The sequence below is a fragment of the Kitasatospora atroaurantiaca genome, assembly GCF_007828955.1.
GTDB classification, from domain to species: domain Bacteria; phylum Actinomycetota; class Actinomycetes; order Streptomycetales; family Streptomycetaceae; genus Kitasatospora; species Kitasatospora atroaurantiaca.
Window position 1 is genome coordinate 1,019,583 of the sequence record NZ_VIVR01000001.1, and the last position, 13,397, is coordinate 1,032,979.

The 13,397-nt window shown below is 67.0% G+C and carries 10 protein-coding genes and 2 rRNA genes; all 12 read right to left on the minus strand.

From position 1 onward, the window contains the following. Positions 1-94 precede the first annotated feature (94 nt). The 12 genes from FB465_RS04660 to FB465_RS04715 all read right to left on the minus strand — a co-directional run bounded on the left by FB465_RS04660 (position 95) and on the right by FB465_RS04715 (position 13,329). Complete coding sequence (locus FB465_RS04660; RefSeq protein WP_246192507.1) at positions 95-787, minus strand: SanA/YdcF family protein; 693 nt, start codon at positions 785-787, stop codon at positions 95-97. Between the two features lie 92 nt (positions 788-879). Further along, positions 880-1,566, minus strand: a complete 687-nt coding sequence (locus tag FB465_RS04665) for a MerR family transcriptional regulator (protein ID WP_246192508.1) — start codon at positions 1,564-1,566, stop codon at positions 880-882. Between the two features lie 219 nt (positions 1,567-1,785). Next, positions 1,786-2,256 (minus strand): bifunctional nuclease family protein, encoded by a 471-nt coding sequence (locus tag FB465_RS04670; RefSeq protein WP_145787856.1) that lies wholly within the window; start codon positions 2,254-2,256, stop codon positions 1,786-1,788. 57 nt (positions 2,257-2,313) lie between these two features. Then, complete coding sequence (gene ftsR / locus FB465_RS04675) at positions 2,314-3,069, minus strand: transcriptional regulator FtsR (protein WP_145797131.1); 756 nt, start codon at positions 3,067-3,069, stop codon at positions 2,314-2,316. Between the two features lie 62 nt (positions 3,070-3,131). Then, complete coding sequence (locus tag FB465_RS04680; protein ID WP_145787858.1) at positions 3,132-4,028, minus strand: double zinc ribbon and FHA domain-containing protein; 897 nt, start codon at positions 4,026-4,028, stop codon at positions 3,132-3,134. Positions 4,029-4,209: 181 nt separating this feature from the next. Then, positions 4,210-5,220: a DUF881 domain-containing protein gene (locus FB465_RS04685; RefSeq protein ID WP_145787860.1), complete on the minus strand. Its 1,011-nt coding sequence runs from the start codon at positions 5,218-5,220 to the stop codon at positions 4,210-4,212. A gap of 33 nt (positions 5,221-5,253) precedes the next feature. Then, on the minus strand, positions 5,254-5,586 hold the full coding sequence (locus FB465_RS04690; protein ID WP_073927316.1) for a small basic family protein: 333 nt from the start codon (positions 5,584-5,586) through the stop codon (positions 5,254-5,256). Next, the gene (locus tag FB465_RS04695) at positions 5,583-6,527 is read right to left on the minus strand and encodes a DUF881 domain-containing protein (RefSeq protein WP_246192509.1); all 945 of its coding nucleotides are present in this window, start codon (positions 6,525-6,527) and stop codon (positions 5,583-5,585) included. The genes FB465_RS04690 and FB465_RS04695 overlap by 4 nt, the downstream gene beginning before the upstream one ends. A 138-nt stretch (positions 6,528-6,665) precedes the next feature. Next, complete coding sequence (locus tag FB465_RS04700; protein WP_145787861.1) at positions 6,666-9,161, minus strand: mannose-1-phosphate guanyltransferase; 2,496 nt, start codon at positions 9,159-9,161, stop codon at positions 6,666-6,668. Between the two features lie 138 nt (positions 9,162-9,299). Further along, positions 9,300-9,911: a cardiolipin synthase ClsA gene (clsA, locus tag FB465_RS04705; protein WP_145787863.1), complete on the minus strand. Its 612-nt coding sequence runs from the start codon at positions 9,909-9,911 to the stop codon at positions 9,300-9,302. Positions 9,912-10,007: 96 nt separating this feature from the next. Further along, positions 10,008-10,124: ribosomal RNA gene (gene rrf / locus FB465_RS04710) — 5S ribosomal RNA — on the minus strand. An 83-nt stretch (positions 10,125-10,207) separates the two neighbouring features. Then, positions 10,208-13,329, minus strand: a 23S ribosomal RNA gene (locus FB465_RS04715). Between the last annotated feature and the right edge of the window lie 68 nt (positions 13,330-13,397).

A 13,397-nucleotide genomic window follows, 5' to 3' on the forward strand; every position in this document is an offset into this window, starting at 1 on the left:
AGGCTGGGGGAGAACTGCGCGAGATCGGAAGGCGATGACCTGTGCCCGCCGCTTCGCGCAGTTCCCCGCGCCCCTGGGATGCCGGCGGAGCCTCTCAGTGGCCCGCCGCGTCCGTCAGTGCCTTGGTGATACCGGGCTCCTTGGCTCCGAGGAACCGGGGGTCGGGCCGCAGCCAGGCGTTCAGCGCGGCCTTCCCCGCACCCGGGATCTCCCGCAGGCCGCCGTAGTACCAGGTGACGTCCTCCGGCTCGTGGACGCCGACCGCGTACGAGTCGATGCCCGCCGCCTGACAGAGCGCCAGCGCCCGGCGGACGTGGAAGGTCTGGCTCACCAGCACCGCCCGGTCCACCCCGAAGATCCGGTGGGCCCGGGTGCAGGAGTCCCAGGTGTCGAAGCCAGCGTAGTCCTCCACCACCCGTACCTCGGGCACCCCGTGCCCGACCAGGTAGGCCTGCATGGCATCCGGCTCGTCGTAGTCGTCACGGCTGTTGTCGCCGGTCACCAGGATCGCCTGCACCTTGTGCTGCTGATAGAGCGTCAACGCCGCGTCCAGGCGGTGTGCGAGGTACGGGGACGGCTCACCGTCGAACAGCCCGGCGCCGAAGACCACCGCGACCGGCGCCTCCGGCGCGCTCTCCACGGTGCCGACCCGGTCACCCTCGCTCAGCCGCAGCCAGGCACTCGGTGCCAGCGCGACCACACTCAGCAGCACCGCCGCCTGGAAGGCCCGCCGCCTGCCGCGCCTGGTACGCGGCCACCGCACCCGTGGCCGGGGTATTCGCCGCACTCTGCCTCCCCTTGATCGACTCACCTGCCCCGACGACGCCGAGGGCCCGGACGGTTCCCCGTCCGGGCCCTCGGTCAAGCTCTGCGCGGTGCCTACCCGGCGCGGTTGCGGCGCTGGGCCAGTTCGTCCTCGGGGTCGTGCCCGAGCAGGGTCTCCCCGGTGTCCGTCCGCTCGGCGTGCAGGCGGCCGAGCGCCGTCTCCAGCTCCTCCGAGACCGCGCCGACCGCGATGCCGAAGACGCCCTGACCGCCCTTCAACAGGTCGACCACCTGTTGCGGGGAGGTGCACTCGTAGACCGTGGCACCGTCGCTCATCAGGGTGAGCCCGGCCAGGTCGGCGACCTCGGCGGACTGCAGATGCGTGACGGCGACCCGGATGTTCTGCAGCGAGACACCGGCGTCCAGCAGCCGCTTCACGATCTTGAGCAGCAGGATGTCGCGGAAGCTGTAGAGCCGCTGGGTGTTCGCCGGGTACGCCGAACGCACACTGGGCTCCAGCAGGCCGGTACGCGCCCAGTAGTCCAGCTGGCGATAGGTGATCCCGGCCGCCGCGCAGGCGGTCGGACCCCGGTAGCCCACCAGGGTGGAGGTCGGCGAGAGGCGTTCGATGGCCGGCTGGCCGGGCTGCACGGCCGGGAAGCGGCCGACTCTCGGAAGGTCGGCGTCCGGCTGCTCGATGCCGGGGCCCTCCCAGGCCCGCTCCAGCAGATTGCGCCCGGAGCGAGGGATGTGCACGGAGCACAGGCCTCCAACGGCTGCTTCGTCGCCAATGCCGCTCATGCCAACCTCCGTCCGCTCGTCCTGTGGGCCACCCGGGCCCCGGGTGGCGTAACCCACCGGAGCCACTCCTGACGGTAGGCAGTCGCCAGTGACCCGTCAACGATCGCCACGCCGAGGCTCGGCACCAATGTCACCCGGTGGGGTGGTTTTTCGTGCCCCTAGTGTGGGTAGGTGGACGGACTTTGGCAAAACCCGACTTGCGGGTGAAAGGCTCCGGGGCTACTGCTGGCCGCCGAAGTCCTCGGGCGAGACCTGGTCCAGGAACTCGCGGAACTTCTCCACCTCGTCCTCCTGCTCGTCCGGGATCGCGATGCCCGCCTCGGCGAGCACCTCCTCGCTCCCGTAGATCGGAGTACCGGTGCGCAGCGCGAGGGCTATCGCGTCGGACGGCCGGGCGCTCACCTCGACGCCGCCCGCGAAGACCAGCTCCGCGTAGAACACGCCGTCCCGGAGGTCACTGATCCGCACCTCGGTGAGCTGCTGCCCCAGCGCCTCCAGCACGTCCTTGAAGAGGTCGTGCGTCAGCGGGCGCACCGGCGTCATGCCCTGCTGGGCGAAGGCGATCGCGGTCGCCTCGCCAGGGCCGATCCAGATCGGCAGGTACCGATCGCCCCCTACCTCCCGCAGCAGCACGATCGGCTGGTTGGAAGGCATCTCAACCCGGACACCCACGACGTCGAGCTCATTCACAGTCGCAACCCTATGACCCATGCCCCGGATATGAAAGCGCAGCCGCTCCGGGCCCGGTCAGGCATGGCCCGACGGCCTGACCCGCAGGCCGGCCTGGACCATCGCTGCGTGCAGGCGTACCGAGAGGGTGGCCAGCTCCCGGGCGGTCGTCTCGGCATGGGCACGGGTCTGCGGATTGCGGTGCCGGCGCAGCGGGGCGACCACCTGGTCGACCAGCGCCACCTCGCGGTCCGCCGCCGCCTTCATGGCCCGCAGGTGGCGTGGCTCCAGGCCGTACCGCCCGAGCTCCGCCACCAGCCTGGCCACCTGCAACGCCTCGCCGTCGTACCCGCCGTCCGGGCCCGGGGCGATCAGCCCGTACGCCTCCCACTCGGCCAGCTCGCCCTCCCCCGCCTCGGCCGCCGCGAGCAGCTCGGCACGGCCCAGCCGCACCCCGCCCGCCGCCCCGGAGGCGGCCACCAGTTCGCGGTCGGCCTCCTCCACGGGGCCGGGCCGCGCCTCGGGGGCCGGCAGCGCCGGGGGCGCCTCACCGCGCTCGATGGCGTCCAGGTGCTCGCGGATCACCCGCAGCGGCAGGTAGTGGTCGCGCTGCATGCGGAGCACGTACGCGAGCCGCTCCACATCCGCCGGGCTGAACTTGCGATAGCCCGAGGGCGTCCGCTGCGGCTCGACCAGGCCCTCCGCCTCCAGGAAGCGGATCTTGGAGATGGTGACCTCGGGGAAGTCGTCCCGAAGGAACGTCAACACCGCACCGATGCTGAGGAGTTCGTCACCGCGCCGCCGTACCTCGCCCGCTCGACGCGAGCTCGGCACGGACCTGGCCTCGACAGATGTAGGGGTGTGCGCGGTCACTCGGGCTCCTGTCGGCGTTGTGTTCAGTACCCCCGCTGGTGGCTGGCGAAGAAGACCAGCCGGTACTTCCCGATCTGCACCTCGTCGCCGTTGTTGAGCGGCACCTCGTCGATCCGCTCCCGGTTGACGTACGTGCCGTTGAGGCTGCCCACGTCGGCCACCGAGAAGCCGCCGCCGGGCGTCCGGCGGAACTCCACGTGACGGCGGGAGACCGTGACGTCGTCCAGGAAGATGTCACCCTCGGGGTGACGGCCGGCCGTAGTGACGTCGGCGTCCAGCAGGAACCGGCTGCCGGAGTTCGGGCCGCGCTGCACGATCAGCAGGGCCGAGCCAGGCGGCAGCGCGTCGATCGCCGCCAGGACCTCGGGCGACAGCGCCGGCGTGGCGCCGGTGCTGGTGGCGTTGGGGTCGTACGACTCCAGGCCGGAGATCGAGATGGTCGAGGTGGTCTCCACGGCGCCCTCGGGCACCCCGGCGCGCAGAGGCGTGCCGCAGTTGGAACAGAAGCGGGCCGTGGCAGGGTTCTGGTTCCCGCACCTGGGGCAGGGAGTGGGGCCAGCCATGTTCACAGCCTCCTGGCGCGGCACACCCGACGGGACGTGCCCGGCGTAGGGATCCGGGGCAAACCCTCCACCAGAGGTTGAGGGTCCTGACGGGAAACCTATGCGCGGAGCACCCGACGGATCAACCGACGCGCCGTAGCCGCCCGCCCCTGTTTCATGGGCCTGGGGCCCGCCGACCGGGGCGCCGGCCCCGTCGCGGAACAGCGGACGCTCGGCGTACGCGCCCGCCTCGGAGGCCGGCCGCATGCCCGGCACTCCGGCGGCCTCCTCCTCGGACCGGCGGTGGCGCGCGGTGGGCGCCTCAACGGCCGCAGCGCGGCGGTTGTTGCGGCCGAAAAGCTTCGAGAACAGACTCACGGGCGAATCCCCTTGCGTGTGACAGACCCGCCCGCGGGGCAGGGTGAGAGGCTCGGACAGGAAGCGAGCCCGGCATCGGGCCGGGGCCGAGCGAGTGGTACGTCCCAGTGTCGCCGACGGCTTCCGCCCGCCCGCCACCGGGGGCGCTGCGCAGCTGACGGACCGTACGGAAGGCTCCCCGTCACTTCGCCGCCGGCTTGGCGTACTGGGGTGGCGTCGGGGTGGCCAGCGCGTCGACCACGACCTTCTGCTGCTGGGTGATGGTGGCGCGCGCCTGCTGCTTCTCCAGCGTGCGGACCACACCGCCCGGGATGTTCAGCGCGGGCGTCAGGTCCTGCGGGTTCCCGATCACGGTGAACCGGAACGGCTGCGACACGTTCTTGCCGTCGATCTGCACCCCGCCCCCCGAGGCATCGGTGAAGTAGGTGCTCGCCACCACTCGCACATCGTTGATCTGAATCGCCTCCGCCCCCGCCGCTCGGAGTTCCTGCAGGGTGTCCAGCAGCATATCCGCCTTCACCTGCCCTTGGGGGTCATCGACCGTCAGTACGATGCCCGGACCTGTGGCTTTGACGGTACCCGCCAGGATGCCGAGTTCCGTCGCCTTCTTCTTGGTCTGCTCCTGAGCCTCCTTGGCCTGGTTGGAGCTGTTCTCCAACTGCGCCAGGGACTGCTCGAGTTGCGACTTCTCCTGCTGGAGACGCTGCTGGCGGCTGTCCAGTTCGTCGAGAATCCGTACGAGATCCTCCTGGCGGGCGCCGCGCAGCTGGCTGTGGTCGTTGGTCGAGCGGACCTGGATGGCGAGCGCCAGGCCCAGGGAGCACAGCAGCAGCGCCACCACGAGCTGGCCACGGGAGATGCGCGGGGGCCAGAGGGCGGCCTTGAGCCTGCGGCGGGCGTCGGAGGGCGGGGCGGGCTTTCCTGACGGCTCCTCAACCCACTCCGAGACGGGGGGCTCGTCCGACGGGGGGAGCTCCGCCGCGGGACCCTCCGCGGCAGGCTCGGGCTCCCCGGCAGGCTCGGGCTCCCCGGCAGGCTCGGGCTCCCCGGCGGGCGCGGGCTCCTCCGCAGGCTCGGGAGCCTCCGGCCGACCCGCTACCTGCTCGTCGTCCGCCCTGCCACCCGGCTCACGGGCCGGCTGCTCCTCCGGCTTCTCCTCGGGCTGCTCACCCGGAGTGCGGTCCTGGTCCATGTCTCCTCCTCCCGTCCAGTCGTTCTCGGCCGCTCAGGCCCGGAAGACGTGCCGCCGGATGGCGGCCGCGTTGGAGAAGATCCGGATGCCGAGCACGACCACCACGCCGGTCGAGAGCTGCGAGCCGACCCCGAGCTGGTCGCCGAGGAAGACGATCAGCGCCGCCACGACCACGTTCGAGAGGAACGACACCACGAAGACCTTGTCGTCGAAGATCCCGTCCAGCATCGCCCGTACGCCGCCGAACACCGCGTCCAGCGCCGCCACCACCGCGATCGGCAGGTACGGCACGACGGCATCGGGCACCTCGGGCTGCACGAAGAGGCCGACGACCACTCCGATCACGAGACCCAGAACGGCAATCACGGTGTTGGTGCTCCTGTCCCTGTCGATGTCCCCGCGGAGGGCGACTTGCTCGGTGCTTCGGGCATCACGGGCTGCGCGTACCGCAGGGTGATGCCGAGCGCGGCCGGCACCGTCAGCTTCTTCTGCACGGAGAGGCTGGACTTGATGCCGTAGCTGTCCTGGATGATGTGCAGGTAGTGGCCGGCCTCCCCCTCCTGGAAGGACGAGGCGAGCTGGGGCCCGTCACCGATCGCCAGCACCGTGTACGGCGGGACCAGCGGCCGGTTGTCCACCAGGATCGCGTCGCCTGCCGCCCGGATCGCGGAGAGTGTGGTGAGACGCTGCCCGTTGACCGAGATGGCCTCGGCCCCGGCCTGCCAGAGGCCGTTGACCACCAGCTGCAGGTCGCGGTCGCGCAGGCGGCCGACGTCCTGGAAACCGCCCGCCTCCCGCGGGTTGCTGGCCGAGCCACCGGCGCCGGTGCCCGAGGCGTCCTCGATGACCAGCCGTACACCCGGGCCCGTGACCTCTACCGTGCCCGCCTCCACGGCCAGCGTCGCGAGGGCTGCGCCGTCGCCCGTCTGCAGCGCCTGCTGCTGAGCCTGGTCGACCTTGCGGCGCAGGTCCTGGATCTGCTTCTGCATCTGGTCCGCCACGGTGGTGGCGTCGTTGACCCGGTGGACCAGGGCGTCGCGCTCCTTGGCGAGCGTCGGCTCGGCCTCGTGGGACGTGACCGCACCCACCGTGACCACCGTGACGACCAGCGCAAGCCCCAGGGCCAGCGTCAGCCGTCCGCGGACAGAGGTGGGCATCTTGCTGGAACCCTCGGCCCCCTTGGCCCTGGCCGCCTCGGCGTAACCGTCGTCGAGGCTGTGCTCCATCACGGTGGTCAGCAGGGACATCGAGGCGTCGGGGCGCGAGAAGCGTCCCTCCCGGTCACTCGGCGTCGGCTGTGCTGGCATGCGGAACATCGTCCCATGTCGCCGCCGCACCAGGCGCACAGCCCCCGCCGTTCACACGACGAATGCGCACCGGATCGTGACCACGCACCTGGGCGGGAGGGCGCTCCGGCCCTCCCGCCCAGGTGTCCGTGCCGACGGCTAACGGCCCGCGCTGTCCACCACGGCCGCCCACTCGTCCAGCAGCTGCTGGGTGGCCGCGTCGTCCGGGCCCTCGGCCCACAGATGCGTCACCGCCTCGGCCGGGTCGGGCAGCACCAGCGTCCACCGTCCGTCCGGCTCGACCACCCGGACGCCGTCGGTGGTGTCCAGCAACCGGTTGCCCGCCGCCTCGACCACCGAGCGCATCACCATGCCCTTGGCCGCCCACGGCGTCGCGATGTCCCGGCGCTGGATGTGCGCCTGCGGAATCCGGGCGTCGATCTGGCTGAGGGTGAGCTGGGTCCGGGCCACCAGCCCGACCAGCCGGACGAAGGCCGCGGCCCCGTCCAGCACGCCGCTGAACTCCGGCACCACGAAGCCGCCCCGCCCGTCCCCGCCGAAGACCGTGCCCTCGGCTGCGGCGGCCTTGGCCAGGTCGTCGGGCGAGGTGGTCGTCCAGATCACCTGGGTGCCGTGGTACGCGGCGACCTGCTCGGCGATCCGCGTGGTGGTCACCGGGAGCGCCACCTGACCGCTGCGCCGCTCGGCCGCGACCAGATCGAGCAGCACCAGCAGCGCGCGGTCGTCCTCGATCACCCGCCCGAGCTCGTCCACGAAGGAGACCCGCTCGCCGACGGGGTCGAACCGCACGCCGAAGGCCGCCCGGGAGGAGGCCACCAGTTCGCCCAGCCTGGCCAGACCGGCCTTGCGCTCCTCCGCGTCCTCGGTCGGCCGGGCCTCGTCCAGCCCACCGCTGACCGTCAGCGCCTCCACACCGAGCCGCCCGAGGATGCTGGGCAGGACCAGCCCGGCACTGCCGTGCGCGGTGTCCACCACGACCTTCAGCCCCGCCTCGCGCACACCGGTGGTGTCGACGGCCCTGAGCAGATTGCCCGCATACGAGTCGAAGACGCTCGACGGGAAGGTCAGGTCGCCGATCTCACCAGGGAACGCCCGGCGGTACTCCTGTCGGGAGTACACCCGGTCGAGCTTGCGCTGACCGGCCTGCGAGAGGTCGGCGCCGCGCTCGTCGAAGAAGAGGATGTCCAGCGAGTCCGGCACACCGGGCGTGGTGCGCAGGAAGATCCCGCCGGCACTGCCGCGCGCGGTGTGCTGACGAGCCACCGGCATCGGTACGTTCTCGAGGTCGCGGACGTCGATCGCGCTGGTCTGCAGCGCGGAGATCATCGCCCGTTTGAGCGCACGCGCACCACGGGAGTGGTCACGCGCAATGGTGACGGTGGCGCCCTTCTTGAGGGTGGTCGCGTACGCCCCCGCGAGCCGGACGGCCAGCTCCGGGGTGATCTCCACATTGAGGATCCCGGAGACGCCGCGCACCCCGAAGAGGTGCTCCTGGCCCCTGGACTCCCAGATCACCGAGGTGTTGACGAAGGCGCCGGCCTCGATCGTCTTGAACGGATAGACGCGGACGTTGCCCGAGATGATCGACTCCTCGCCGATCAGGCACTCGTCACCGATCACCGCCCCGTCCTCGATCCGGGCCGCGCGCATCACATCGGTGTTCTTGCCCACCACGCAACCCCGCAGATTGCTCTGCGGGCCGATGTAGACGTTGTCGTGGATCACGGCCTTGTGCAGGAACGCACCGCGCTTGACGACCACGTTGCTGCCCAGCACGGTGTGCTCGCGCAGCTCGACACCGGCCTCGACCTTCGCGTAGTCGCCGATGTACAGCGGCCCGCGAAGCACGGCTTCCGGGTCGACCTCGGCACCCTCGGCGACCCAGACCCCCGGCGAGATCTCGAAGCCGTCGAGCTCCACGTCGACCTTGCTCTCCAGGACGTCCGCCTGAGCCTTCTGGTAGCTCTCGTGGGTGCCGACGTCCTCCCAGTAGCCCTCGGCGACGTAGCCGAAGACCGGCTTGCCCTCCTTGAGCAACTGGGGGAACACGTCGCTCGACCAGTCGACCGACTCTCCGGCGGCCACGTAGTCGAAGACCTCGGGCTCCATGACATAGATGCCGGTGTTCACGGTGTCGGAGAACACCTGGCCCCAGGTCGGCTTCTCCAGGAAGCGTTCGACCCGGCCCTCGTCGTCGGTGATGGTGATACCGAATTCCAGGGGATTGGGTACCCGGGTCAGGCAGACCGTGACCAATGCACCCTTCCGGCGGTGGAAGGCGATCAGATCCGAGAGGTCGAAGTCCGTCAGCGCATCACCCGAGATCACCAGAAACGAGTCGTCCCTGAGTGCGTCCTCGGCGTTCTTCACCGATCCCGCCGTACCGAGCGGGGTCTCCTCATTGGCATAGGTGAGGTGCATACCCAGCTCTTCACCGTCCCCGAAATAGTTCTTCACCAGGGAGGCCAAGAACTGAACGGTGACAACGGTGTCCGTGAGGCCGTGCCGCTTGAGCAGCCTCAGCACGTGCTCCATGATCGGCCGGTTGGCGACCGGTAGCAGAGGCTTGGGCATACTCGAGGTCATCGGGCGGAGACGGGTGCCTTCGCCCCCTGCCATCACAACGGCTTTCATTACGGGTGCGTCCTCCTTCGCGGTGGTGGACCCTAGGGATCCATCAAACCGTTCCAGAGCTTCTCTACCCGGATAAAAAGGTCCGACGCACCGTGTCGTCGTGCGGATCGTCTCATCGGACCCGCCGGCGACCTGCCCTCAGACCGCGGCCGCGGTGTCCCCCTTGATGATCCGACGGGCCTGCACCGCGTACAGGATGCCGGCCCACCAGTAGAGGACCGTCCCCCACCAGATGAAGGCCCAGCTGACGATCCAGGCCAGTGTGGAGAGCCAGCTGGTGCCGTGGCCGAGGAGCAGAAGCGGAAAGGCGTACATCAGATTGAAGGTCGCCGCCTTGCCGAGAAAGCTCACCTGCAACGGCCCGTATCCGTGCCGGTTCAGAATCGGCAGGAGGGATGCGATGAAGAGCTCACGGGCGATCAGAATCGCCGTCACCCACCAGGGCAGAATCTCACGCCAGGTCAGCCCGAGCAGGGTGGACAGCACGTACAGCCGGTCCGCGGCCGGGTCGAGAATCTGCCCGAGCCGGCTGATCTGCCCCCACCGGCGGGCCAGCTTCCCGTCCAGGTAGTCGCTGATGCCACTCAGCATCAGAACCAGAACCGCCCAGCCGTCGTTCTCCGGGCCGCCGAAAACCGGCCACAGGATCAGCCACAGGAAGATCGGCACACCCACCAGCCGGCCCATGCTCAGCAGGTTAGGGATGGTGAGGACGCGGTCCGTCTGGACGCGCGTCTCCTGGACCTCCACCTGAGGGCCTCCTGTACGGTAAGACAACTGTGCGGCATTGACCTTACAGCAAAGAAGCCCCCCATCCGTGAGGATGGGGGGCTTCCCTGAATGATTGTTCGGCGGCGTCCTACTCTCCCACAGGGTCCCCCCTGCAGTACCATCGGCGCTACGAGGCTTAGCTTCCGGGTTCGGAATGTAACCGGGCGTTTCCCTCACGCTATGACCACCGAAACACTATGAAACTTTTCGCCGCACCACACCGTGACCTGGTGTGGGGTCGTTGTTTCAGAACAACACAGTGGACGCGAGCAACTGAGGACAAGCCCTCGGCCTATTAGTACCGGTCAGCTCCACCCCTTACAGGGCTTCCACATCCGGCCTATCAACCCAGTCGTCTACTGGGAGCCTTACCCTCTCAAGGAGGTGGGAGTGCTCATCTCGAAGCAGGCTTCCCGCTTAGATGCTTTCAGCGGTTATCCCTCCCGAACGTAGCCAACCAGCCATGCCCTTGGCAGGACAACTGGCACACCAGAGGTTCGTCCGTCCCGGTCCTCTCGTACTAGGGACAGCCCTTCTCAACACTCCTACGCGCACAGCGGATAGGGACCGAACTGTCTCACGACGTTCTAAACCCAGCTCGCGTACCGCTTTAATGGGCGAACAGCCCAACCCTTGGGACCTACTCCAGCCCCAGGATGCGACGAGCCGACATCGAGGTGCCAAACCATCCCGTCGATATGGACTCTTGGGGAAGATCAGCCTGTTATCCCCGGGGTACCTTTTATCCGTTGAGCGACGGCGCTTCCACAAGCCACCGCCGGATCACTAGTCCCTGCTTTCGCACCTGCTCGACCCGTCGGTCTCACAGTCAAGCTCCCTTGTGCACTTACACTCAACACCTGATTGCCAACCAGGCTGAGGGAACCTTTGGGCGCCTCCGTTACTCTTTAGGAGGCAACCGCCCCAGTTAAACTACCCACCAGACACTGTCCCTGATCCGGATCACGGACCCAGGTTAGACATCCAGCACGACCAGAGTGGTATTTCAACGACGACTCCACCCAAACTGGCGTTTGGGCTTCAAAGTCTCCCACCTATCCTACACAAGCCGAACCGAACACCAATATCAAGCTATAGTAAAGGTCCCGGGGTCTTTCCGTCCTGCTGCGCGAAACGAGCATCTTTACTCGTAATGCAATTTCACCGGGCCTATGGTTGAGACAGTCGAGAAGTCGTTACGCCATTCGTGCAGGTCGGAACTTACCCGACAAGGAATTTCGCTACCTTAGGATGGTTATAGTTACCACCGCCGTTTACTGGCGCTTAAGTTCTCAGCTTCGCCCGACCGAAATCGGACTAACCGGTCCCCTTAACGTTCCAGCACCGGGCAGGCGTCAGTCCGTATACATCGCCTTACGGCTTCGCACGGACCTGTGTTTTTAGTAAACAGTCGCTTCTCGCTGGTCTCTGCGGCCGGCCCCAGCTCAGGAAGCAAGTCCCCTCACCAGATCCGGCCCCCCTTCTCCCGAAGTTACGGGGGCATTTTGCCGAGTTCCTTAACCATAGTTCACCCGAACGCCTCGGTATTCTCTACCTGACCACCTGAGTCGGTTTGGGGTACGGGCCGCCATGAAACTCGCTAGAGGCTTTTCTCGACAGCATAGGATCATCCACTTCACCACAATCGGCTCGGCATCAGGTCTCAGACTATGTGCAAGGCGGATTTGCCTACCTTGCGTCCTACACCCTTACCCCGGGACAACCACCGCCCGGGCTGGACTACCTTCCTGCGTCACCCCATCGCTCACCTACTACCCCGTTGGGTCACCGGCTCCACCACTCCCCTTTGTCCGAAGACTCCGGGGCGGCTTTGCGGGCTTAGCATCAAGAGGTTCAGCGTTGGCGCTTCAAAGCGGGTACGGGAATATCAACCCGTTGTCCATCGACTACGCCTGTCGGCCTCGCCTTAGGTCCCGACTTACCCTGGGCAGATCAGCTTGACCCAGGAACCCTTGGTCAATCGGCGCAAGAGTTTCCCACTCTTGTATCGCTACTCATGCCTGCATTCTCACTCGTGTACCGTCCACAACTGGTTTCCACCGCTGCTTCACCCGGCACACGACGCTCCCCTACCCATCACAGCAGGCGTTGGCCCTATTGCTGCAATGACACGACTTCGGTGGTGTGCTTGAGCCCCGCTACATTGTCGGCGCGGAATCACTTGACCAGTGAGCTATTACGCACTCTTTCAAGGGTGGCTGCTTCTAAGCCAACCTCCTGGTTGTCTCTGCGACTCCACATCCTTTCCCACTTAGCACACGCTTAGGGACCTTAGTCGGTGTTCTGGGCTGTTTCCCTCTCGACCATGGAGCTTATCCCCCACAGTCTCACTGCCACGCTCTCACTTACCGGCATTCGGAGTTTGGCTAAGGTCAGTAACCCGGTGAGGCCCATCGCCTATCCAGTGCTCTACCTCCGGCAAGAAACACGTGACGCTGCACCTAAATGCATTTCGGGGAGAACCAGCTATCACGGAGTTTGATTGGCCTTTCACCCCTAACCACAGGTCATCCCCCAGGTTTTCAACCCTGGTGGGTTCGGTCCTCCACACGGTCTTACCCGCGCTTCAACCTGCCCATGGCTAGATCACTCCGCTTCGGGTCTTGGGCATGCAACTCAGACGCCCTATTCGGACTCGCTTTCGCTACGGCTACCCCACACGGGTTAACCTCGCTACACACCGCAAACTCGCAGGCTCATTCTTCAAAAGGCACGCAGTCACGAGACACACAGTAAACTGCATGTCCGACGCTCCCACGGCTTGTAGGCACACGGTTTCAGGTACTATTTCACTCCGCTCCCGCGGTACTTTTCACCATTCCCTCACGGTACTATCCGCTATCGGTCACCAGGGAATATTTAGGCTTAGCGGGTGGTCCCACCAGATTCACACGGGATTTCTCGGGCCCCGTGCTACTTGGGAAATGAGCAAGCAAGCCGCTGATGTTTCGTCTACGGGGGTCTTACCCTCTACGCCGGACCTTTCGCATGTCCTTCGACTACACCAACGGTTTCTGACTCGCCGACCGGCCGGCAGACCGGTCAAGCTCACTCCCACGACCCCGAAACGGCAACCCCTGCCGGGTCTCACACCATCTCGGTTTAGCCTCATCCGGTTTCGCTCGCCACTACTCCCGGAATCACGGTTGTTTTCTCTTCCTGCGGGTACTGAGATGTTTCACTTCCCCGCGTTCCCTCCACATACCCTATGTGTTCAGGTATGGGTGACAGCCCATGACGACTGCCGGGTTTCCCCATTCGGAAACCCCCGGATCAAAGCCTGGTTGACGGCTCCCCGGGGACTATCGTGGCCTCCCACGTCCTTCATCGGTTCCTGGTGCCAAGGCATCCACCGTGCGCCCTTAAAAACTTGGCCACAGATGCTCGCGTCCACTGTGCAGTTCTCAAACAACGACCAGTCACCCACCTACGACGCTCACCAGG

Coding starts and splice junctions, on each gene's coding strand:
- FB465_RS04700 (WP_145787861.1), bottom strand. CDS start 9,161: ATGAAAGCCGTTGTGATGGCAGGGGGCGAAGGCACCCGTCTCCGCCCG.
- FB465_RS04685 (WP_145787860.1), bottom strand. CDS start 5,220: ATGGACCAGGACCGCACTCCGGGTGAGCAGCCCGAGGAGAAGCCGGAG.
- FB465_RS04665 (WP_246192508.1), bottom strand. CDS start 1,566: ATGAGCGGCATTGGCGACGAAGCAGCCGTTGGAGGCCTGTGCTCCGTG.
- FB465_RS04695 (WP_246192509.1), bottom strand. CDS start 6,527: ATGCCAGCACAGCCGACGCCGAGTGACCGGGAGGGACGCTTCTCGCGC.